The sequence below is a fragment of the Paracoccus binzhouensis genome (assembly GCF_016446475.1).
GTDB lineage: Bacteria > Pseudomonadota > Alphaproteobacteria > Rhodobacterales > Rhodobacteraceae > Paracoccus > Paracoccus binzhouensis.
In genome coordinates, this window is record NZ_JAEHFP010000038.1 from 15,559 (window position 1) to 35,547 (window position 19,989).

Annotated in this window: 21 protein-coding genes and 1 pseudogene; 11 read left to right on the forward strand and 11 right to left on the reverse strand. The window is 69.3% G+C overall.

Annotation, left to right across the window (positions count from 1 at the left end; all coding sequences use genetic code 11):
* The first annotated feature begins 75 nt into the window (after positions 1 to 75).
* The 4 genes from I9P22_RS10775 (at position 76) to I9P22_RS10790 (ending at position 4,014) form a co-directional block, all read left to right on the forward strand.
* The gene (locus I9P22_RS10775) at positions 76 to 1,437 is read left to right on the forward strand and encodes a formimidoylglutamate deiminase (protein WP_199259484.1); all 1,362 of its coding nucleotides are present in this window, start codon (positions 76 to 78) and stop codon (positions 1,435 to 1,437) included.
* Positions 1,434 to 2,135: a GntR family transcriptional regulator gene (locus I9P22_RS10780; RefSeq protein ID WP_199259485.1), complete on the forward strand. Its 702-nt coding sequence runs from the start codon at positions 1,434 to 1,436 to the stop codon at positions 2,133 to 2,135. Before I9P22_RS10775 ends, I9P22_RS10780 begins: the two co-directional genes overlap by 4 nt.
* A 68-nt stretch (positions 2,136 to 2,203) precedes the next feature.
* Complete coding sequence (locus I9P22_RS10785) at positions 2,204 to 2,989, forward strand: inositol monophosphatase family protein (RefSeq protein WP_199259486.1); 786 nt, start codon at positions 2,204 to 2,206, stop codon at positions 2,987 to 2,989.
* 62 nt (positions 2,990 to 3,051) lie between these two features.
* On the forward strand, positions 3,052 to 4,014 hold the full coding sequence (locus I9P22_RS10790) for a DMT family transporter (RefSeq protein WP_199259487.1): 963 nt from the start codon (positions 3,052 to 3,054) through the stop codon (positions 4,012 to 4,014).
* Here the strand turns inward: I9P22_RS10790 and I9P22_RS10795 are convergent.
* Positions 3,965 to 6,124 (reverse strand): lytic transglycosylase domain-containing protein, encoded by a 2,160-nt coding sequence (locus tag I9P22_RS10795; protein WP_199259488.1) that lies wholly within the window; start codon positions 6,122 to 6,124, stop codon positions 3,965 to 3,967. The genes I9P22_RS10790 and I9P22_RS10795 overlap by 50 nt on opposite strands.
* Positions 6,125 to 6,230: 106 nt before the next feature.
* Here I9P22_RS10795 and dapA point away from each other — a divergent pair, with 106 nt between their 5' ends.
* On the forward strand, positions 6,231 to 7,106 hold the full coding sequence (dapA, locus tag I9P22_RS10800; RefSeq protein WP_199259489.1) for a 4-hydroxy-tetrahydrodipicolinate synthase: 876 nt from the start codon (positions 6,231 to 6,233) through the stop codon (positions 7,104 to 7,106).
* Between the two features lie 46 nt (positions 7,107 to 7,152).
* On the opposite strand, the gene I9P22_RS10805 is transcribed toward dapA, so the two are convergent.
* The 7 genes from I9P22_RS10805 to I9P22_RS10835 are packed head-to-tail and all read right to left on the reverse strand — an operon-like array spanning position 7,153 to position 13,343.
* Positions 7,153 to 7,431, reverse strand: a complete 279-nt coding sequence (locus I9P22_RS10805) for a hypothetical protein (RefSeq protein ID WP_199259490.1) — start codon at positions 7,429 to 7,431, stop codon at positions 7,153 to 7,155.
* A gap of 6 nt (positions 7,432 to 7,437) precedes the next feature.
* Positions 7,438 to 7,815 carry a Na+/H+ antiporter subunit G gene (locus tag I9P22_RS10810; RefSeq protein WP_199259491.1) on the reverse strand — a complete coding sequence of 126 codons (378 nt, stop codon included), beginning with the start codon at positions 7,813 to 7,815 and terminating at the stop codon, positions 7,438 to 7,440.
* 9 nt (positions 7,816 to 7,824) lie between these two features.
* Positions 7,825 to 8,094 carry a K+/H+ antiporter subunit F gene (locus I9P22_RS10815; RefSeq protein WP_199259492.1) on the reverse strand — a complete coding sequence of 90 codons (270 nt, stop codon included), beginning with the start codon at positions 8,092 to 8,094 and terminating at the stop codon, positions 7,825 to 7,827.
* Positions 8,091 to 8,582 carry a Na+/H+ antiporter subunit E gene (locus tag I9P22_RS10820; protein ID WP_199259493.1) on the reverse strand — a complete coding sequence of 164 codons (492 nt, stop codon included), beginning with the start codon at positions 8,580 to 8,582 and terminating at the stop codon, positions 8,091 to 8,093. Before I9P22_RS10820 ends, I9P22_RS10815 begins: the two co-directional genes overlap by 4 nt.
* Positions 8,579 to 10,153 (reverse strand): monovalent cation/H+ antiporter subunit D, encoded by a 1,575-nt coding sequence (locus I9P22_RS10825; RefSeq protein ID WP_199259494.1) that lies wholly within the window; start codon positions 10,151 to 10,153, stop codon positions 8,579 to 8,581. The genes I9P22_RS10820 and I9P22_RS10825 overlap by 4 nt, the downstream gene beginning before the upstream one ends.
* Positions 10,150 to 10,503, reverse strand: a complete 354-nt coding sequence (locus I9P22_RS10830; RefSeq protein WP_199259495.1) for a Na+/H+ antiporter subunit C — start codon at positions 10,501 to 10,503, stop codon at positions 10,150 to 10,152. The genes I9P22_RS10825 and I9P22_RS10830 overlap by 4 nt, the downstream gene beginning before the upstream one ends.
* Positions 10,503 to 13,343, reverse strand: coding sequence for a monovalent cation/H+ antiporter subunit A (locus tag I9P22_RS10835; protein ID WP_199259496.1), 2,841 nt, complete (start codon positions 13,341 to 13,343; stop codon positions 10,503 to 10,505). Before I9P22_RS10835 ends, I9P22_RS10830 begins: the two co-directional genes overlap by 1 nt.
* Before the next feature lie 122 nt (positions 13,344 to 13,465).
* On the opposite strand from I9P22_RS10835, the gene ruvC reads away from it, so the two are divergent.
* From ruvC to I9P22_RS10860, 5 genes are read left to right on the forward strand one after another with little or no spacing between them, the layout of a single operon-like run.
* A complete protein-coding gene (gene ruvC, locus I9P22_RS10840; protein WP_199259497.1) occupies positions 13,466 to 13,960 on the forward strand; it encodes a crossover junction endodeoxyribonuclease RuvC in 495 nt (164 codons plus the stop codon).
* 10 nt (positions 13,961 to 13,970) lie between these two features.
* Positions 13,971 to 14,642 carry a Holliday junction branch migration protein RuvA gene (gene ruvA / locus I9P22_RS10845; protein WP_199259498.1) on the forward strand — a complete coding sequence of 224 codons (672 nt, stop codon included), beginning with the start codon at positions 13,971 to 13,973 and terminating at the stop codon, positions 14,640 to 14,642.
* 5 nt (positions 14,643 to 14,647) lie between these two features.
* The gene (gene htpX / locus I9P22_RS10850) at positions 14,648 to 15,553 is read left to right on the forward strand and encodes a zinc metalloprotease HtpX (RefSeq protein ID WP_199259499.1); all 906 of its coding nucleotides are present in this window, start codon (positions 14,648 to 14,650) and stop codon (positions 15,551 to 15,553) included.
* Positions 15,550 to 16,575 carry a Holliday junction branch migration DNA helicase RuvB gene (ruvB, locus tag I9P22_RS10855; protein ID WP_199259500.1) on the forward strand — a complete coding sequence of 342 codons (1,026 nt, stop codon included), beginning with the start codon at positions 15,550 to 15,552 and terminating at the stop codon, positions 16,573 to 16,575. The genes htpX and ruvB overlap by 4 nt, the downstream gene beginning before the upstream one ends.
* Positions 16,568 to 16,978 (forward strand): PaaI family thioesterase, encoded by a 411-nt coding sequence (locus tag I9P22_RS10860; protein WP_199259501.1) that lies wholly within the window; start codon positions 16,568 to 16,570, stop codon positions 16,976 to 16,978. The genes ruvB and I9P22_RS10860 overlap by 8 nt, the downstream gene beginning before the upstream one ends.
* 113 nt (positions 16,979 to 17,091) lie before the next feature.
* Here the strand turns inward: I9P22_RS10860 and I9P22_RS10865 are convergent, their stop codons facing one another.
* A complete protein-coding gene (locus I9P22_RS10865; protein WP_199259502.1) occupies positions 17,092 to 17,409 on the reverse strand; it encodes a chorismate mutase in 318 nt (105 codons plus the stop codon).
* Positions 17,410 to 17,454: 45 nt separating this feature from the next.
* Between I9P22_RS10865 and I9P22_RS10870 the strand changes: the two genes are divergently transcribed.
* Entirely contained in the window at positions 17,455 to 17,658 is a 204-nt protein-coding gene (locus I9P22_RS10870) for a hypothetical protein (RefSeq protein WP_199259503.1), read from the forward strand.
* 88 nt (positions 17,659 to 17,746) lie between these two features.
* On the opposite strand, the gene ftsH is transcribed toward I9P22_RS10870, so the two are convergent.
* Entirely contained in the window at positions 17,747 to 19,645 is a 1,899-nt protein-coding gene (gene ftsH, locus I9P22_RS10875) for an ATP-dependent zinc metalloprotease FtsH (RefSeq protein WP_199259504.1), read from the reverse strand.
* Between the two features lie 60 nt (positions 19,646 to 19,705).
* Positions 19,706 to 19,989: pseudogene (locus I9P22_RS10880) on the reverse strand (tRNA lysidine(34) synthetase TilS); the annotation flags it as partial.

Genomic DNA, 19,989 nt, shown 5'->3' on the forward strand with positions numbered 1-19,989 from the left:
ATTTCTCGGTCGTTCTATGTCTAAACTTATTTTTACTCTATGTCTAAACTTATTTTGGCACAGGAAGGCGACGGGATGACGGTTATCTGGGCAGAGCGGGCCTTGTTGCCCGATGGATGGGCAGAGAATGTCCGGGTGACGGTCGATCAGGGCCGAATCGCCGCGGTCGAGAAGGACGCGGCGCCGCAAGGCCATCGCGCCGGTCTGCTGCTGCCGGCGCTCGCGAACCTGCACAGCCACGCCTTCCAGCGCGCCATGGCCGGGCTTTCCGAGGCGAAAGGCCCCGAGCCGCGCGACACCTTCTGGACCTGGCGGCAGATCATGTATCGCTTCCTCGACCACCTGGCGCCCGAGGATGTCGAATCCATCGCCGCGCTGGTGCAGATGGAGATGCTGGAGGCCGGCTATGCCACCAATGTCGAGTTCCACTATCTGCACCACCGCCCCGGGGCTGGGCATTACGACAATATCGCCGAGATGGGCGAGCGCATCGCCTCTGCGGCCAGCCGCACCGGCATCGGCCTGACGCTTCTGCCCGTGCATTACCAGTTCGGCGGCGTGGACCGCCGGCCGCTCGCCCCCGGCCAGAACCGCTTCGGCACCACGCCCGAGGAATTCCAGCGCCTGCTGGAGGCCTGCGAATCCGCCCTGCGCGCCCTGCCCGCCGATGCCGGCATCGGCATCGCCCCGCATTCGCTGCGCGCCGTCTCGCCCGAGGGGCTGGCGGCCTGCGTGGCGCTGCGCCCCGGCCGGCCGCTGCACATGCACCTGGCCGAGCAGCTGCCCGAGATCGAGGAGATCAGCGCCGCCTATGGCCGCCGCCCGGTCGAATGGCTGCTGGAGAACCACAGCCCCGACCGGCGCTGGACGTTGATCCACCTGACCCACATGACCGAGCACGAGACCCGCCGCCTGGCCGCCACCGGGGCCGTGGCGGGGCTGTGCCCGATCACCGAATCGTCCTTGGGCGACGGCATCTTCAACGGCACGATCTGGGCCGAGGAAAGCGGCCGCATCGGCTTCGGCTCGGACAGCAACATCCGCATCTCGCTGGTCGAGGAGCTGCGAACACTGGAATACAGCCAGCGCCTGCGCGACCGCGGCCGGGCGATCCTGGCCGAGCCGGAACGCTCGACCGGGCGGGTGATCTACGAAGCCGGGCTCGACGGCGGCGCCACGGCGGCGGGGCGCGAGACCGGGGCGATCCGGCCGGGCCTCTGGGCCGATCTGGTCGCGGTGGGCCTGGACAATCCGGTCATGGCCGGCCGCAAGGGCGACCAGATGCTCGACAGCCTGGTCTTTGCCGGCCATGACGGGCTGGTCCGCGACGTCTGGTCGGCGGGCCGCCATGTCGTGACCGAGGGCAGGCATATGGACCGCGATCGCATCATCGCCGATTATCTGGCGACCATCGCCCGACTTCAGGACCGCATGTGACCGAAAGAAGCTCCTCCAAGGCCCAGGCCATCACCAGCGAAGTGCGCCGCCGCATCGTCGACCGCGAATGGCGGCAGGGCGACCGCATCCCGGACGAGGCCGAGTTGGCCGTCGAGTTCGGCGTCGCCCGCGCCACGGTGAACAAGGCGCTGCAGATGCTGGCCGAGGAGGGGCTTCTGGACCGCAAGCGCCGGGCCGGCACGCATGTGACGGTGAACCCGGCCCGCAAGGCCACGCTGACCATCCCCATCGTGCGCGAGCAGATCGAGCAGGCGGGGATGGAATACAGCCACCGGGTCATCGCCCAGAAGGAAAGCCCGATCCCGGCCGAGATCGCCCGGCGCATGGAACTGCCCGAGGGGCGGTTGCTGATCCATCTGCGCACCGTGCATTACGGCGACGGCAAGCCGTTCCAGGTCGAGGACCGCTGGATCAATCCCGGCGCCGCGCCGGGCGTCGCGGGCATCGACTTCCACCGCGTCAACGCCAATGAATGGCTGGTGCGCAACGCGCCCTGGCTGCGCGCCGACATGGCCTTCTCGGCCGAGAACGCCAATGCCCGCGACGCCCGGCTGCTGGAGACGCGGCAGGGCAGCGCGCTTCTGATCCTGCAGCGCACCACCTTCAACGACCTGGGCGCGATCACCACCGTGCGGGTGGCCTTTCATCCCGGCTATGCCATGATCGCAACGCACTAGGCGCCGCGCCGGCTTCACTTTGCGCGGTCCTTCGCCTAATAGGCTGGCAATCCCAAAAAGGAACAGCCATGGCCAGCGCCAATCTCAACATCATGATCAAGGCCGCGCGCAAGGCGGGCCGCAGCCTCGTCAAGGACTTCCGCGAGGTCGAGAACCTTCAGGTCTCGGTCAAGGGCGCCGGCGATTTCGTCAGCCGCGCCGACCGCGAGGCCGAGCGCATCATCAAGGAAGAACTGCGCAACGCCCGGCCGAACTACGGCTGGCTGGGCGAGGAGACCGGCGAGGAGGCGGGCGAAGACCCGACCCGGCGCTGGATCGTCGATCCGCTGGACGGCACCACCAATTTCCTGCACGGCCTGCCGCATTGGGCGATCAGCATCGCGCTGGAGCACAAGGGCGAGATCGTCGCCGCGGTGGTGTTCGACGCCGCCAAGGACGAGATGTTCACCGCCGAGCGCGGCGACGGCGCCTTCCTGAACGACCGCCGCATCCGCGTCTCGGGCCGCCGGCAGATGATCGAATCGATCTTCGCCACCGGCGTGCCCTTCGCCGGACGGCCGATGCTGCCGGCGACGCTGCGCGACCTGGGCCGGCTGATGCCGCTGACCGCCGGCGTGCGGCGCTGGGGCGCGGCTTCGCTGGACCTGGCCTATGTCGCGGCCGGCCGCTTCGACGGCTATTGGGAGCGCGGCAACCAGCCATGGGACATCGCCGCCGGCATCCTGCTGGTCAAGGAGGCCGGCGGCCGGCTGGAGCCGATCCGGGGCGAGAACCCGCTGGAGACCGGCTCGGTCGTGACCGCGAACCCGCAGCTTTTCGGCGAGTTCGCCGAGATCATCCGCCGCCCGGACTAAGCCCCCGGTTGACCTTTCCCCCGCCGGGGCGCATGGCGGGGGTCCAGCCTTGGAATCGCGCCATGCCAGACAATCGCCAGACGGGGCCGCTGATGGCCCCGGCCGCACAACCCCCTGCCGTTCCGCCTCCGCATGCCCGGCCGCGCGCCGACCGGCAGGGCACGGCCATCCTGATGATCTGCGCATCGAGCTTCATCTTCGCGGCGCAGGACGGGGTGTCGCGCTACCTGGGCGCGGCCTATTCGCCGATCTTCGTGATCATGCTGCGCTACTGGTTCTTCGCGCTGTTCGTGATCCTGCTCTGCGCGCGCAGCCCCGGCGGGCTGGGCCGCGCCCTCCGCTCGCGCCGGCCGGGCCTGCAGGTCTTTCGCGGCGTGCTGCTGGTGGCCGAGGTCGTCGTCACCATCGAGGCCTTCGTGCGCCTGGGCCTGATCAACACCCATGCGATCTTCGCCTGCTACCCGCTGATGATCTCGGCCCTGTCGGGGCCGGTGCTGGGCGAAAAGGTCGGCTGGCGCCGCTGGGCCGCGGTCGCGGTGGGCTTCGCCGGCATCCTGATCGTGCTGAAGCCGGGCAGCGGCGTGTTCAGCGCCAATGCCACGCTGCCGCTGCTGGGCGCGGCCATGTTCGCGCTCTACGGGCTGCTGACGCGACTGGCCGGGCGCGACGACACCGCCATGGTCAGCTTCTTCTGGACCGGGATCTCGGGCGCCGTCGCCATCACCGCCGTCGGCATCTGGCATTGGGAGCCGATCGCCGGCCATGACGTTCCCTGGCTGCTGACGCTGTGCCTGACCGCGGTGGCCGGGCATTTCCTGCTCATCAAGGCCTATGAGCTGGCCGAAGCCTCGGCGCTTCAGCCCTTCTCCTATACGCAGCTGGTCTGGATCAGCATCTTCGGCGTGACGATCTTTGGCGAGCATCTGGCGCCGAACGTCGCCATCGGGGGCGTCATCGTCGTCGGCGCGGGGATGTTCACCTGGTGGCGCTCGCGCCAGCGCGAGCGGGCCGGGTCGCGTCGATGACGCCGGTTCCGGTGGCGCTGGCCGCCGCAACGGCGGGCGGGCCCAGCACCTCGGCCAGCACGCCGCCGGCGGCAAAGGGCAGCAGGCTGCGCGCCGACATCCGCGGCCGCGCCGATTGCGCCAGCCGGATCGGCGGCGGCGCCGGCGCGGGTTTCACGCCACCGCCGGTCAGGTCCCAGGTCGGCACCAGCGGCACCGGCGCGCCCTTGATGCGGGCGCGATAGACGGGCAGCGCCTCGGCCACGCGCATGACATAGTTGCGCGTCTCGTCGAAGGGGATCATCTCGACCCAGTCCACCGGATCGACCTGGCCGCGCAGGTCGCCGAACTCGCCCAGCCAGCGCGCCGAGCGGCCCGGCCCGGCATTGTAGCCCGCCGCGACCAGCGCCACCGAAGGGCCGAAGCGGTCCCGCAGCCCCGCCAGATAGGCCGCGCCCAGCCGGGCGTTATAGGCGGCGTCGCGGGTCAGCCGCGCCTGCTCGAAGGGCTCGCCGACCTTGCGCGCCATGGACCGCGCCGTGTCGGGCATGACCTGCATCAGCCCCAGCGCCCCGGCATGCGAGGACACGGTATGGTTGAACTCGCTTTCCCGCCGGGCGATGGCCATGACCAGCTCGGGCGGCAGGCCCAGATCGTTGTTCTCAAGGCCCGTCAGCGGGAAATAGGCGGCGGGATAGACCGCGCCCTTGGCGGCGGCGGCCTTGGCCAGCCGCAGCGCGTGCCAGGGCAGCCGCATCTCCAGCATCATCCGCGCCATGCGGCCGATATCCTCGGGCGCGGCGGTTTCGGCCAGGTGCAGGAAGAAGCGCGCAGCCTGATCGGGATCGCCCGCCGCCAGCAGCCAGGTGCCGGCCTGCCAGACCGGGTTGCCGCGCAGGGCGCTGCCGCGCCATTCCGGCAGGCTGGCCTCGCTGCGCCCGGCCACCGCCAGCTCGGGCCGCATCGGCAGGCCCAGCTTTTCCGCGGCCAGTTGCCCATACCAGGCGGATTGGTATTCGGCGGCGCGCGCATAGGCCGCGGCAGAGCCGGTGGCATCGCCCGCGGCCTCCAGCACCCGGCCCTGCCAGTAATGCGCGCGGGACAGCGAGATCGGGCTGGCCACCGCCTGCTCCAGCGTGCGGAAATGCTGAAGCGCCCGGTCCGGCGCACCGCCGCGCAGCGCCGCATAGCCGGCCAGCCATTCCAAGTCGGAAAACGCATCGCTGCCCGGCGGCAGGAAATGCCCGGCGGCCAGTTTCTCGGCCAGTGCCCAGTCGCCCTGCCGCAGCGCCAGCCTGGCGTAATCGGCGCGCTTGGGCGCCCAGGCGGCAGGGTCGCGCAGTGCCTCGGCGCTGGTCGAGCGTTCCAGCATCAGCGCGCGCGCCAGATCCGGCATCTTGGCCCAGACCCGCCAGCGGAAGCGATCCAGCGCCAGCCCCGCATCGTTCCGCTGCGTCTCGGGCAGCGCCAGGATCAGCGCATCCACCCCGGCCTGACCGGATTGCAGCGCCAGCCGCGCCTTGCCCAGGGCCTGCGCCGGGGCCGAGGCCAGCGGCAGCACCACCTGCGCCGCCTGCCATTCGCCCAGGTCCAGCAGCCGCATCAGCCGCGCATCGTGCAGGCCGGCGACCTCGGCGCCATGCGCGGCCAGGAAGGCATCGGATTCGGGTTTGGTCAGCGCCTGCTCGGACCAGAAGCGCCGGATCTCGGCCTGGGCGGCCTGCGGATCGGTGGCCTGCAGGGCGGCGATCAGCGCCATGGCGCCGTTCAGCGTGTCGGGGCGGCGGGGGCCGAACCAGGCGATCACCTCGGCCGGCGGCAGGTCGGCGCGCAGCACCGCATCGCCGCGCTTCCAGAACAGCGCCATGCCCGGCCAATCCGCATGCCGCAGGGCAAAGTCGCGATAGTCCGGCCAGCTGCCCTGCCCGGCCCGCAGCCGCTGCCACTCGACCAGGTCGCGGGCGATGGGGCCGGATTGCGCCGCCTCGGCTGCGGCGGCGGTCCAGTCGCGCATCCCGGCCGCCGCCAGCGCGCGCGCCAGATGGCCGGCATCCTCGGCCCCCGCCGGTGCGGCAAGGCCGACCCCCAGGGCCAGCAGCGGTCCCAAAATCCTGTCGCGGAAAGGATACATCATGCCCCCATTTCTGTTCGGTTCCGCCGGGCGGCGCAACTCACATCCTTGGCAATCGGCGCGCCCGGATGTAAGCCGCGATCAGAGGCAAATTCAGGATACCCACATGTTCAAAGGCTCGCTGCCCGCGCTGGTCACGCCATTCACCCCGGATGGGGAGCTGGATCTCCCCGCGCTGGAAAAGCTCGTCGACTGGCATGTCGCGCAGGGCAGCCACGGGCTGGTGCCCGTCGGCACCACCGGCGAAAGCCCGACGCTGAGCCATGAGGAACATCGCAAGGTCATCGAGGAAGTGGTGCGCATGGCCGCCGGCCGCGTGCCGGTCATCGCCGGCGCCGGCTCGAACGCCACGCATGAGGGGATCGGCCTGGTCCAGCACGCCCAGGCCGCAGGCGCCGATGCGGCGCTGGTGGTGACGCCCTATTACAACAAGCCGACCCAGGCCGGGCTGATCGCGCATTACACGGCGCTGCACGACGCCAGCGACCTGCCGATCATCATCTACAACATCCCCGGCCGCTCGGTCATCGACATGCTGCCCGAGACCATGGGCCAGCTGGCGAAGCTGCCGCGCATCATCGGCGTCAAGGACGCCACCGGCAAGCTCGAGCGGGTCAGCCAGCAGCGCGCCGCCTGCGGCAAGGATTTCGTGCAGCTTTCGGGCGAGGACGCGACCGCGCTCGGCTTCAACGCCCATGGCGGGGTCGGCTGCATCTCGGTCACCGCCAACGTGGCCCCGAAGCTTTGCGCCGAGTTCCAGGAGGCGACGCTGGCCGGCGACTACGCCAGGGCGCTGGACTACCAGGACAGGCTGATGCCGCTGCACGAGGCGATCTTCGTCGAGCCGGGCGTGTCGGGGGCGAAATACGCCATGTCGCGGCTGGGTCTTTGCAGCGACCGGGTGCGCCTGCCGCTGGTGGGGCTGACCGACGCCACCAAGGCCCGCATCGACGCGGCCCTGGCCCATGCCGGGCTGATCTGAACGGCGCGCAGGACGGCTTGACGGGGGCGGGGTGTCCGCCCCTTTTTCAGTCTCGGGGCCCCGAGCTCAGCCGGGCGGCGATCACCCATCCCTCGCTGCCCTGCCGCAGCCGCCAGCTTTTCCGGCCGATCCCGGTGCCGCGGGCGGTGCGATAGGCGGCGACGGTCAACACAGGCTCGGGCGTTTCGACCCGGGCAAGGCGGCCCGGCGCCTCGACGCCGTCGGAAAAGCCCACGATCACGTCGCGGTCGCGATCGGGCAGCCCGTCGGGCAGGTCCAGCCGGCAGCCGGCATAGGCATGCGTATCCCGCAACAGGACACGCATGGCCGGCTAATCCCGGCCGTCGACAAGGCTGGCCTTGTCCGGATCGGCGAAGGTGGCCCAGTCCTTGCCGGGCGCCGGGCGGGGCAGCTCGTCGCGGCTCCAGCCCAGGTGCATATGGGCCTTGGCGATGAAATAGCCGGTGACCGGGGCGGTCAGGAACAGGAACAGCGTGATCAGCAGCTCGTGCCAGGTCAGTGCCCCGTGCCGGGCCGGGAACCAGATCAGCGAGGCGATCAGCACCGTCCCCACCCCCAACGTCGCCGATTTCGTCGGCGCATGCAGGCGCGTCATCGGGTCGGGCAGCTTGACCAGCCCGTAAGAGCCGACGAGCCCGAAGAACCCGCCGACCACCAGCAGAACCGAGACGACGATTTCCGCGATCATGCCCGCCCCCTATTCGATGATGTCGCCGCGCAGGACGAATTTCGCATAGGCCACGGTCGAGATGAAGCCGACCATGGCAAACAGCAGCGAGGCCTCGAAATACATCCCCGTGCCCTTGTCGATGCCGAACAGCGTCAGAAGCGCGATCATGTTGATCGCCATGGTGTCCAGAGCCAGCACCCGGTCCGACAGGCCCGGCGCGAAGACCACGCGATAAAGACAGAACAGCAGCGCCAGCCCGAAGCAGCCATAGGCGAAGTAAAGCGCGTAAGCGATCATTCGAAGATCTCCTTCAGCCGGGCCTCGTAGCGGGTCTTGATCTCGTCCAGCACCGCCTCCGGGTCGGGGGCGTGCATGGCGTGGACCAGCAGGGCGCGGCCGTCCTCGGACAGGTCGCAGCTGACGGTGCCGGGGGTCAGGGTGATGGTCGCGGCCAGGGCGGTGATCGCCTCGGGGCGGCGCAGGTCCAGCGGCACGGCGATCCAGGCGGGCTGAAGCGCCCGGCGCGGCATGAACAGCACGATGCGCGCCACGGTGAAATTCGCCTTGGCGATGTCCCAGATCACGATGGCCAGATAGGCCGGGATGCGCTGCGGCTTGCTGTAGCCGCTTGCGCCCGGCCAGTAGGGCGCGGTGATCAGCGGCACCACCACGCCGATGATCGCGCCAAAGACCAGCGAGCCCACGGCCCAGCGGTTGACCAGCAGCATCCAGACCAGGACCAGCGTGACCGAAAGCCAGGGATGCGGGATCAGGCGGCGGATCATTTCGTGTCCTCCTGCCCTTCCAGCACCGCCGAGACATAGGCATCGGGGTTGTGCAGCTGCGCGGCGGTCGCCTCGGCAAAGCGCATGGCGGGGCCGGCAAAGGCGGTCAGGGCCACGATGCCCGACAGAAGCAGCGTCACCGAAGCGACCGCCAGCCAGTTCGCCGGCGCATCGCCCAGGTTCTGGATCGGCTCGTCCGGCTCAAGCCTGGGGCCGGCCGCGGCCGCCGGTGCCGGCACCGGGGCCGGGCCAAGCTCGACGCTCTTCCAGAAGACGATCGAGCCGGCGCGCGACATGGCATAGATCGCGATCAGCGAGGTGATCAGGATCGTCGCCCAGATCCAGACCATCGCCGGGGCCGCGCCGGTCGCCTGCATCACCAAGAGCTTGCCGATGAAGCCGGAAAACGGCGGCATGCCGACCACGGCGATGGCCGCGGTGAAATACAGCGCCGCGACCAGCCCGTTGCCCGGCATCACCCGGTCCAGCCGCAGCCACAGATCGCCCCGGCGCGCGCCGATCATGTCCACGATCAGGAACAGCGCCCCCGCCGCCAGCGTCGAGTGGATCAGGTAATAGACCGCCGCCGCGGTGCCCTGCGGGGTGAACTGCGCCACCGCGATCATCAGCGTGCCGATCGAGCCGATGGCGGCGAAGGCGGCCAGCCGGCCCAGGTGGCGGGTGCCCAGGATGCCGATCTGGCCGATGGCCAGCGTGAACAGCGCGGCGGGCAGCAGCAGGTCGGCCGCCACGCTTTGCGTCACCGCATCCTGCGGAAAGACCAGGGTGAAGAAGCGGATGATGCCATAGACCCCGACCTTGGTCATGATCGCGAACAGCGCCGCCACCGGTCCCGGCGCATTGGCATAGGTCGAGGGCAGCCAGAAATGCAGCGGCACCAGCGCCGCCTTGACGGCAAAGACCAGCATCAAGAGCACCGCGCCGGCGCGCAGCAGCGCCGTGTCCTCGGCCGGCATCGCCGCCACGCGCAGCGCCATGTCGGCCATGTTCAGCGTGCCGGTGACGGAATAGAGCACCCCCAGCGCCGCCAGGAACAGGGTCGAGCCGGCCAGGTTGTAGGCGATATACTGCACCCCGGCGCGCAGCCGCATCTCGCCCCCGCCATGGATCATCAGGCCGTAGCTGGCGATCAGCAGCACCTCGAAGAAGACGAACAGGTTGAAGGCGTCGCCGGTCAGGAAGGCGCCGCAGACGCCCATCAGCTGGAACTGCCAGAGCGCATGGAAATGCCAGCCCTTGCGGTCCCAGCCCGAGCCGATGGCGTAAAGCTGCACCGCCAGCGCCAGCACCGCGGTCAGCAGCAGCATCAGCGCCGCCAGCCGGTCCAGCATCAGGACGATGCCGAAGGGCGCGGCCCAGTTGCCAAGGCGATAGACCTGCACCTCTCCGCCGGCGGCGAGCAGGTTCAGGTAAAGCGCCACCCCGGCCAGCAGCGCGGTGCCGGCGACCGAGAACACCCGCTGCAGCAGCAGGTCGTTGCGCATCCACAGGATGATCAGCGGCCCGATGACGGCGGGCAGGACGACAGGGGCGATGATCAGATGGCTCATGCCTGGTCATCCCCCGGCATGCGGTCGGCGCGCGGCATGTCCACCCGGTCGTCGCCGCCCTCGATGAAGGCCCCCAGCGCCATCATTACCACCACCGCGGTCATGCCGAAGCTGATGACGATGGCGGTCAGCACCAGCGCCTGCGGCAGCGGGTCGGTATGGACCTCTACCCCCTTCTGCAGGATCGGCGGCGCGTTCACCACCAGCCGCCCGGTCGAGAACAGGAACAGGTTGATGGCATAGCTGAGCATGGTCATGCCCAGCACCACGGCGAATGTCCGCAGCCGCAGGATCAGATAGACCCCGGCGGCGGTCAGCGTCCCGATCGCGCTTGACAGCAGCAGTTCCATCAGCGCCGCGCCTCCTTGCTGGGGTCTATGTCCATCGGGTCCAGGTTCACCGTGGCCCCCGCCTGCCGCGCGATCCGCGACAGCGAATTCAGCGCCAGCATCACCGCCCCCACCACGCACAGGAACACGCCCAGGTCGAAGCCCATGGCCGAGGCCAGTTCGAACTCCTCGAGCCCCGGCAGCTTGACGTAGCCATAGGTCGAGCTGAGGAACGGCAGCCCCGCGAACCAGGCACCGATGCCGGTCAGCCCGGCGGCGATGACGCCGGCGCCGATCAGCGCGTGATAGTTGATCTTTTGCCGCTCCTGCGCCCAGGCAAAGCCCGAGGCCATGTATTGAGACACCAGCGCCACCGCGACCACCAGCCCGGCGACGAAGCCGCCGCCCGGCATGTTGTGGCCGCGCAGGAAGATGTACAGCCCGACCACCAGCGCGATGGGCAGGACCAGCCGCGTCACCACCACCAGCATCAGCGGATGCCGGTCGCCGGCGCGACGGCTGTCATGCACCCAGTTGCGCAGCCGCCGGCCGCTGGCGCCGGCCAGCAGCGTCTCGGTCAGCGCGAAGATGGTCAGCGCCGCGATGCCCAGCACGGTGATCTCGCCGAAGGTGTCGTAGCCGCGGAAGTCCACCAGGATCACGTTGACGACGTTGTCGCCGCCGCCCAGCCTGTAGCTGTTCGCCAGCATGTATTCCGAGATCGGGGAAAAGGCGAAATCGCTGCGCATGATCACATAGGCCAGCGCACCGAAGCCCAGCCCGGTCAGCGTGGCGACGAAGGCGTCCATGCCGCGCTTGCGGTCGCGGCTGTCGATCACGGTGAACTTGGGCAGGAAGTTCAGCGCCAGCAGCAGCAGGATCACCGTGACCACCTCGACCGAGATCTGCGTCAGCGCCAGGTCGGGGGCGGACAGGTAGATGAAGCTGACCGAGACCATCAGGCCGATGATGCCGACCAGCACCAGCGCCAGGATGCGGTGGCGGTGAAAGGCTACCATGCAGCAGGTCGCCACCATCAGCGCCACCCAGCCGACCAGCGGCACCGGCTGGACGGGCAGCATGGGTCGGGTCGCGCCCTGCCAGCCTCCGGTCGAGAAGGCCCAGAAGCCGCACAGCACCACGGTCAGCGAAAAGGCCGCGAAGGCCCGCGACATCGAGCCGTTGGTCAGCCGGTCGGTAAAGACGCCCGCCGCGCAGGTCGCCGCGCGGGTGACGGCGTCGAAGATCGCCTTGGCGTCCAGCCAGGCCATCGCCGCCCGCATGGCCAGCAGCCGGCGGTTCAGCGCCAGCAGCAGCGCCCCGCCGACCAGCGCGGTGATCGACAGCATCAGGGCCGGGGTGACGCCATGCCACAGCGTCAGATGCGGATGCTGGGCGGTGCCGGTGACGGCGCTGGCCGAGGCCTCGACCAGCCAGCCGGCCATGCCGGCGGGAAACAGCCCGATCAGCACCACCAGCACCACCAGCAGCGCCGGGGCGCACCACAGGCCAAAGCCCGGATCATGCGGGCGATGCGGGTAATCCTGGCGCTCGGGGCCGAAGAACACCTGCCAGACGAAGCGCAGCGAATAGCAGACCGAGAACAGCGCCCCCAGCGTCGCCATCGCCGCCACCAACACGGGGCTGCCCTGCCAGGCGGCATGGGTCGCCTCCTCCAGCATCAGCTCTTTCGACAGGAAGCCGTTCAGCGGCGGAATGCCGGCCATGGACAGCGCCGCCACGGTGCCGATGACGAAGGTCACGGGCATCAGCCGCCGCAAGCCGCCCAGCCGGGCGATGGAACGGGTGCCGGTCTCGTGGTCGATGATGCCGGCGGTCATGAACAGCGCCGCCTTGAAGGTGGCGTGGTTGATGATGTGGAACACCGCCGCCACCGCCGCCGCCTCGGTGCCGAAGCCCAGAAGCATGGTGATGAGGCCCAGATGCGAGACGGTCGAAAAGGCCAGCAGCGATTTCAGGTCGTCGCGGAAGATGGCGATCCAGGCCGCCAGCACCATGGTCACAAGGCCGGTCGTCGCGACGATGTAGAACCATTCAGGCGTGCCCGACAGCACCGGCCAGAGCCGCGCCATCAGGAACAGCCCGGCCTTCACCATGGTCGCCGAATGCAGATAGGCCGAGACCGGCGTCGGCGCCGCCATCGCGTGCGGCAGCCAGAAATGGAACGGGAACTGCGCCGATTTGGTGAAGGCGCCCAGCAGGATCAGCAGCAGCGCCGGCAGGTAATACGGGCTGGCCTGGATCGCCTCGCGCGCCTGCAGGATGTCGCCAATGTCGAAGCTGCCGGCGATATTGCCCAGGATCAGCATCCCCGCGATCATGGCAAGCCCGCCCATGCCGGTCACGGTCAGCGCCATGCGGGCGCCCTGCCGCCCCTCGGGCAGGTGCTTCCAGTAGCCGATCAGCAGGAAGGACGACAGCGAGGTCAGCTCCCAGAACACCAGCAGCAGCAGGATGTTGTCGGACAGCACGATGCCCAGCATCGCGCCCTGGAACAGCATCAGGTAGGTGTAGAACACGCCCACCGGATCCTCGCGCGACAGGTAATGGCGCGCATAGGCGATGATCAGCAGGCCGATGCCCAGGATCAGGATGCCGAACAGAAGCCCCAGCCCGTCGATGCGGAAATGCGCGTTCAGCCCCAGCGAAGGCAGCCAGGCGAAGCGCGCCGTGACCACCTCGCCCGCCATGATCGCCGGGATGTGCAGGCAAAGCCCCAGCAGCGCGACGAATGTCGCCGTCGCGCAGGAGATCGCCGCGACATCGCGCCCCGAGCGGATCAGCAATCCGGGCAGCAGCGCCCCGATGAACGGAAGCACGGCGATCAGCGCTGGCGACATTGTCCCTCGTTCCTTATCGTGCCCCTCTGTCCCCGATGGGTGCCGGCGATGTCAAGCCGATCACGAAAGCCGCTAGGCGATGTTCGCCTTTCGTGCTAACGCTTGGCAAAAAGGGAACAGGCATGAAGATCATCGGCATAGACCCCGGCCTGCGGAACATGGGCTGGGGCGTGATCGCGGTCGAGGGGCCGCGCCTGCGGCATCTCGGCAACGGCATCGTCCATTCCGAGGCGGGCGAGCTGGGGCCGCGCCTGGCCGCGCTCTACCGCGGGCTTTGCGCGGTGATCCTGCGCCACGCCCCCGATGCGGCGGCGGTCGAGCAGACCTTCGTGAACAAGGACGCGCTCGGCACGCTGAAGCTGGGCCAGGCGCGCGGCATCGCCCTGCTGGCCCCGGCCGAGGCCGGGCTGGAGATCGGCGAATACGCCCCGAACGCGGTCAAGAAGACCGTGGTCGGGGTCGGCCATGCCGCCAAGGAACAGATCCAGCACATGGTCCGCTTCATGCTGCCCGGGGTGGAATTCGCCGGGCCGGACGCGGCGGATGCGCTGGCCGTGGCAATTTGTCACGCCCATCACCTGCAGGGCCGCGCCCTGCGCATCAAGGCCAGCGCATGAGGGGCGGGGCATGATCGGACGCATCGCCGGGGTGATCCTGCATCGGGCGCAGGACCATGTGCTGATCGACGTGCGCGGCGTGGGCTATATCGTCCATGTCAGCGAACGCACCGCCGCCAGCCTGCCCCCCGCCGGGCAGGCGACGGCGCTTTATACCGAATTGCTGGTGCGCGAGGACCTGTTGCAGCTGTTCGGCTTCCCGACGCTGCTGGAAAAGGAATGGCACCGGCTTCTGACCTCGGTGCAGGGGGTGGGGGCCAAGGTGGCGCTGGCGATCCTCGGCACGCTGGGGCCGGACGGGCTGTCGCGGGCGCTGGCGCTCGGCGACTGGTCGGCGCTGCGCAAGGCGCCGGGCGTCGGGCCGAAACTGGCGCAGCGCGTGACCATGGAGCTGAAGGACAAGGCCCCGGCCGTCATGGCGATGGGCGGCAACCTGACCGTCGATCCCGGTCCCCTGCCCGAGCCCTCGGCCGAGGTGATCGAGGTGCCTGTCGCCCGGACCGCACCGGCGGCGCCGTCCTCGGCCCAGGCGACGGCGGATGCGCTCTCGGCCCTGGGCAATCTGGGCTATGCTCCGTCCGAGGCCGCCTCGGCGGTGGCCGAGGCCGCGGCGCGGGAACCGCAGGCGGCCACGGCGGCTTTGATCCGCGCGGCCCTGCGGCTGCTGGCCCCCAAGGAGTGACGACCATGACCGGAAACCTGCGCACCTTCGTCCTGATGGCCGCCCTGACCGCGCTGGTCATAAGCATGGGCTGGCTGATGGGCGGCCAGGGCGGCGCGGTGATCGCACTGGTGCTGGCCGGCGCCGGCAACCTGTTCGCCTGGTGGAACAGCGACAAGATGGTGCTGCGCCAGCAGGGCGCGCATCCGGTCACCCGACAGCAGGCGCCGGAACTGGTGGACATGGTGGCGGCGCTGGCCCAGCGGGCGAACCTGCCGATGCCCAAGGTCTATGTGCTGGAAACCGAGCAGCCCAACGCCTTCGCCACCGGCCGCAACCCGGAAAGCGCCGCCGTCGCGGTGACGCAGGGCATCATGCGGGTTCTGAACCGCGACGAGCTGGCGGGCGTGATCGCGCATGAACTGGCGCATATCAGGCATCGCGACACCCTGACCATGACGGTGACCGCGACCATGGCCGGCGCCATCGCCATGCTGGGCAACATGCTGATGTTTTCCAGCCTGTTCGGCGGGCGCGACGACAATCGCGGCGGCGGGCTGGCCGGCATCCTGGCGATGATCTTTGCCCCGATGGCGGCGGGGTTGGTGCAGATGGCGATCTCGCGCACCCGGGAATACGAGGCCGACCGCATGGGCGCGCAGATCTGCGGCCAGCCGATGGCGCTGGCGGGCGCACTGGCCAAGATCTCGCGCACGGCCGGGCAGGTGGTGAACGTCCCGGCCGAGCGGAACCCGGCCTCGGCGGCGCTGTTCATCGTCAACCCGCTGCACGCGCTGCGCATGGATCGGCTGTTCGCCACCCACCCGCCGGTTGAGGAGCGCATTGCCCGGCTGCAGGCCATGGCCGGCGGCTTTGCCGCCTCGCGCGTTCCGGGCGTCTCGGGCGGCGGCGGCCCCTGGAGCGACCGATGAGCCAGCCGGACCCGATGCTGCGTCCTGACCCGATCGAGGGCGAGACCGAGGACCGCGCGCTGCGCCCGCAGATGCTGGCGGATTTCGTCGGCCAGGCCGAAGCGCGGGCCAACCTGCGCGTCTTCATCGAAAGCGCCCGCATGCGCGGCAAGGCCATGGACCACACGCTGTTCCACGGCCCCCCCGGCCTCGGCAAGACCACGCTGGCGCAGATCATGGCGCGCGAGCTGGGGGTGAACTTCAAGATGACCTCGGGCCCGGTGCTGGCGCGGGCGGGCGATCTCGCCGCGATCCTGACCAACCTGGAAGCCCGCGACGTGCTGTTTATCGACGAGATCCACCGCATGAACCCGGCGGTCGAGGAGATCCTCTATCCGGCGATGGAGGATTTCGAGCTGGACCTGGTGATCGGCGAAGGCCCGGCGGCGCGCACGGTGCGGATCGAGCTGCAGCCCTTCACCCTGGTCGGTGCCACCACCCGGCTCGGCCTGCTGACCACGCCGCTGCGTGACCGCTTCGGCATCCCGACCCGGCTGCAATTCTACACCATCGAGGAACTCGACCTGATCGTGACCCGCGGCGCCCGGCTGCTGGGCATCCCCTCGGAACCCGAGGGCACGCGCGAGATCGCCCGCCGCGCCCGCGGCACGCCGCGCATCGCCGGGCGGCTCTTGCGCCGGGTGATCGACTTCGCCCTGGTCGAGGGCGACGGCCGCCTGACCCGGCAGATCGCCGATTCGGCGCTGACCCGGCTTGGCGTCGATCACCTGGGCCTCGACAGCGCCGACCGCCGCTACCTGACGCTGATGGCCGAGCATTACGGCGGCGGCCCGGTCGGGGTCGAAACGCTGTCCGCGGCGCTGTCGGAAAGCCGCGACGCCATCGAGGAGGTGATCGAGCCCTATCTGATGCAACAGGGCCTGGTCGCCCGTACGCCGCGCGGCCGGATGCTGGCGCGGCTGGGCTGGCGCCACCTGGGCCTCGACGCGCCGCGCACGCAGGAGAACCTGTTCGATGAGTGACCCAACCGACCGCATCCGCGACAGCTTCGACCGCCAGACCATGATGCAGACGCTGGGCGCCACCCTGCTGGAGGTCGCACCGGGCAAGGTCAGCATCGCCGCGCCGATCCTGCCCACGGCGCTGCAGCAGCACGGCGCCGGCCATGCCGGGCTGGCCTTCAGCATCGGCGATTCGGCCGCGGGCTATGCCGCGCTGTCGCTGATGCCCGAGGATACCGAGGTGATGACGGTGGAAATGAAGATCAACCTGATGTCGCCCGCCGTCGGGGACCGGCTGCTGGCCGAAGGACGGGTGATCCGTCCCGGCCGCCGCATCATGGTCGTCACCGCCGATGTCTGGGCCGAGACCGGCGAGAGCCGCAAGCATGTCGCCATGTTGCAGGGCACGATGATCCCGGTCTGATGCCGCAGCCTTGCGCGACCTGACCCGCACCGCACCGGGACTCCGGCCCCTCGCAGGATAAGGGCCGGCGAAGACGCGGGCGGATCGCCCGATCGCCGGCCAAAACGCGGCGGCTAGGCCCGGTCGCCGCCCGAGAGGGCGCGGTCCTCTTGCGCGATGAAGTGATCCATCATCACCCGCCACAGCCGCTCGGCCAGGTCGGGATCCAGCCCGTGCGCGCTTGCCAGCCGCCGGGCATTGGCGGCGACCTCCTCGACGCGGCTGTCGATCCGGGCCGGCAGGTTCTCGCGGGCCTTGATCCGGGCCGCCTCGTCGATCAGCGCCGAGCGCTCGGCCAAAAGCACCACCAGCCGCGCGTCCAGCGCGTCGATGCGAGCGCGCAATGCAGGCATGGCAGAATTCGGCGGCAGTTCGGGTTCAGGAAGACTCATGCCCCGACCCATGCCCTGCCGGGCGCGCCGGTGCAAGCCCCGGCTGTGGCGAATTTATCGCAGCGCATCGGCGGATTTCCGCCGAAGCCGTGGCGATCTGGCGAGAATCGGCGTTTTGACGTCAACTGGAATCAGGGCGGTGCCACGCCCATTGCGAAAGGTGATCGGATGAAGGCAGCCGGTTTCGTGATCCAAGTGGGGTTCGGCCTGGGATTGGCGCTTGGCGCCGTCGCGCTTCTGCTGCTGTGATTTTCAGCGCGCCGTTCGGACCGGCCCCTGGCGTCAATGAAAAACCCCCGGCTATCGGGCCGGGGGGGTTTCCTGTCTGCTCGCCGGCTCAGCCCTGCGGCTGCGGCGCCGCGTCCGGCGCGGGCTTGGCCGCACCCGCGCGCGGGATGGCGCTGACCGAGGGGATCGAGGAACCGGGCGGATTCTCGTCGCCGCCCAGCGGCTCGCCCCGGATCACCCGGCCGATATCCTCGCCGGTCAGGGTCTCGTATTCCAGCAGCCCCTTGGCCAGCCGCTCGAACTCCTCCTCCTTCTCGGTCAGGATGCGATAGGCTTCGCGATAGCCTTCCTCGATCAGGTCGTGGACCTCCTTCTCGATCAGCTCCTTGGTGGCGGCCGAGACCGAGAAGCCGCCGGTATTGCCGGAATAGCCCTCATGCGCCTCGGCATAGTCGATATTGCCGACCTTGTCGGACATGCCCCAGCGCATCACCATGGCGCGGGCCAGCTGGCTGGCCTGCTGGATGTCTCCGGCCGGGCCGTTCGACACCCCTTCCTCGCCGTATTTGATGATCTCGGCCGCCTTGCCGGCCATGGTCATGGCGAGCTTCTGCTTGGCCTCGTCCTTGTGATAGTTCAGGCGGTCCATTTCCGGCAGGCTGACCACCATGCCGAGCGCGCCGCCGCGCGGGATGATCGTCGCCTTGTAGACCGGATCGCATTTCGGCAGGGACAGGCCGACGATGGCGTGGCCGGCCTCGTGATAGGCGGTCTTTTCCTTCTGCTCGGGGGTCAGGACCATGCTGCGGCGCTCGACCCCCAGCATCACCTTGTCCTTGGCGTTCTCGAAATCCTCCATGGTGACGAAGCGGCGGCCGATGCGGGCGGCCATCAGCGCGGCCTCGTTCACCAGGTTCATCAGGTCGGCGCCGGAAAAGCCCGGCGTGCCGCGGGCGATGATGCGCAGGTCCACGTCGGGACCGACCGGCACCTTGCGCGAATGCACGCCCAGGATCTTCTCGCGCCCCTTGATGTCCGGATTCGGCACGTAGATCTGGCGGTCGAAGCGGCCGGGGCGCAGCAGCGCCGGATCCAGCACGTCCTTGCGGTTGGTGGCGGCGATGATGATGACGCCCTCGTTGGCGTCGAAGCCGTCCATTTCCACCAGCAGCTGGTTCAGGGTCTGCTCGCGCTCGTCATTGCCGCCGCCGATGCCGACGCCGCGGGCGCGGCCGACCGCGTCGATCTCGTCGATGAAGACGATGCAGGGGGCGGATTTCTTGGCCTGCTCGAACATGTCGCGGACGCGGCTGGCGCCGACGCCGACGAACATCTCGACGAAATCCGAGCCGGAGATGGTGAAGAAGGGCACCCCCGCCTCGCCGGCGATGGCGCGGGCGAGCAGCGTTTTACCCGTGCCGGGCGGGCCGACCAGCAGCGCGCCTTTCGGGATCTTGCCGCCGAGCCGGCTGAACTTCTGCGGGTTGCGCAGGAATTCGACGATCTCCTCAAGCTCCTCCTTGGCCTCGTCGATGCCGGCGACATCGTCGAAGGTGACGCGGCCGTGCTTCTCGGTCAGCAGCTTGGCGCGGCTTTTTCCGAAGCCCATGGCCCCGCCTTTGCCGCCGCCCTGCATCCGGTTCATGAAGAAGATCCAGACGCCGATCAGCAGGATGAAGGGCAGCCAGACGCCAAGAAGCGACATGAAGCCCGATTGCTGCTGGCGCTCGACCTTGACCTCGACGCCCTTGTCGATCAGCCGGTCGGCGATTTCCTCGCCCTGGGGGCGGACGGTGGCGTATTGCTTGCCGTCCTTGTCGGTGATGCCGATATTCTCTCCGTCGATGGTGACGGACGTGACCTCATCCTTGTCCACCCGCTGGATGAAGTCCGAATAGCTGATCTGGCGGCTGTTCATCTGGGCCGATCCGTCGCTGAACAGGTTGAACAGCGCCAGGATCATCAGAAACAGCACGACCCAGAAGGCGATATTGCGCGCGTTGCCCAAAGGCATGTCCTCCGCGGGTAAACAGGCTTTCGAGTGAAAATAGGGATTCCGGCGTCAGGTTCAATGCACATAGAGCAGCGCGCGGAATTCAGGCAGGCCGCGCAGCGGTTCGGCAGAGATGCCGGCGGCCGGGCGCAGCACCGGCGCGGCGACAAGCCGCCCGTCCTGCCAGATTCCGGGACTGGCGGCGGCCTCGTCGCGCTGCAGGCCCGAATCGCGCCAGTCCAGGGCCGGCAGCGGCGCATGGCCCAGGGCCCGCACCTCTTGCCTTGGCCCCAGCCCCGACAGGCGCCAGCGGCCGTCCCAGACTGCCGGGGCGCCGCTGGCCGCCGGGCTGCGCGCCG

Coding starts and splice junctions, on each gene's coding strand:
- I9P22_RS10775 (WP_199259484.1), top strand. CDS start 76: ATGACGGTTATCTGGGCAGAGCGGGCCTTGTTGCCCGATGGATGGGCA.
- I9P22_RS10785 (WP_199259486.1), top strand. CDS start 2,204: ATGGCCAGCGCCAATCTCAACATCATGATCAAGGCCGCGCGCAAGGCG.
- I9P22_RS10790 (WP_199259487.1), top strand. CDS start 3,052: ATGCCAGACAATCGCCAGACGGGGCCGCTGATGGCCCCGGCCGCACAA.
- I9P22_RS10795 (WP_199259488.1), bottom strand. CDS start 6,124: ATGTATCCTTTCCGCGACAGGATTTTGGGACCGCTGCTGGCCCTGGGG.
- dapA (WP_199259489.1), top strand. CDS start 6,231: ATGTTCAAAGGCTCGCTGCCCGCGCTGGTCACGCCATTCACCCCGGAT.
- I9P22_RS10805 (WP_199259490.1), bottom strand. CDS start 7,431: ATGCGTGTCCTGTTGCGGGATACGCATGCCTATGCCGGCTGCCGGCTG.
- I9P22_RS10810 (WP_199259491.1), bottom strand. CDS start 7,815: ATGATCGCGGAAATCGTCGTCTCGGTTCTGCTGGTGGTCGGCGGGTTC.
- I9P22_RS10815 (WP_199259492.1), bottom strand. CDS start 8,094: ATGATCGCTTACGCGCTTTACTTCGCCTATGGCTGCTTCGGGCTGGCG.
- I9P22_RS10820 (WP_199259493.1), bottom strand. CDS start 8,582: ATGATCCGCCGCCTGATCCCGCATCCCTGGCTTTCGGTCACGCTGGTC.
- I9P22_RS10825 (WP_199259494.1), bottom strand. CDS start 10,153: ATGAGCCATCTGATCATCGCCCCTGTCGTCCTGCCCGCCGTCATCGGG.
- I9P22_RS10830 (WP_199259495.1), bottom strand. CDS start 10,503: ATGGAACTGCTGCTGTCAAGCGCGATCGGGACGCTGACCGCCGCCGGG.
- I9P22_RS10835 (WP_199259496.1), bottom strand. CDS start 13,343: ATGTCGCCAGCGCTGATCGCCGTGCTTCCGTTCATCGGGGCGCTGCTG.
- ruvC (WP_199259497.1), top strand. CDS start 13,466: ATGAAGATCATCGGCATAGACCCCGGCCTGCGGAACATGGGCTGGGGC.
- ruvA (WP_199259498.1), top strand. CDS start 13,971: ATGATCGGACGCATCGCCGGGGTGATCCTGCATCGGGCGCAGGACCAT.
- htpX (WP_199259499.1), top strand. CDS start 14,648: ATGACCGGAAACCTGCGCACCTTCGTCCTGATGGCCGCCCTGACCGCG.
- ruvB (WP_199259500.1), top strand. CDS start 15,550: ATGAGCCAGCCGGACCCGATGCTGCGTCCTGACCCGATCGAGGGCGAG.
- I9P22_RS10860 (WP_199259501.1), top strand. CDS start 16,568: ATGAGTGACCCAACCGACCGCATCCGCGACAGCTTCGACCGCCAGACC.
- I9P22_RS10865 (WP_199259502.1), bottom strand. CDS start 17,409: ATGAGTCTTCCTGAACCCGAACTGCCGCCGAATTCTGCCATGCCTGCA.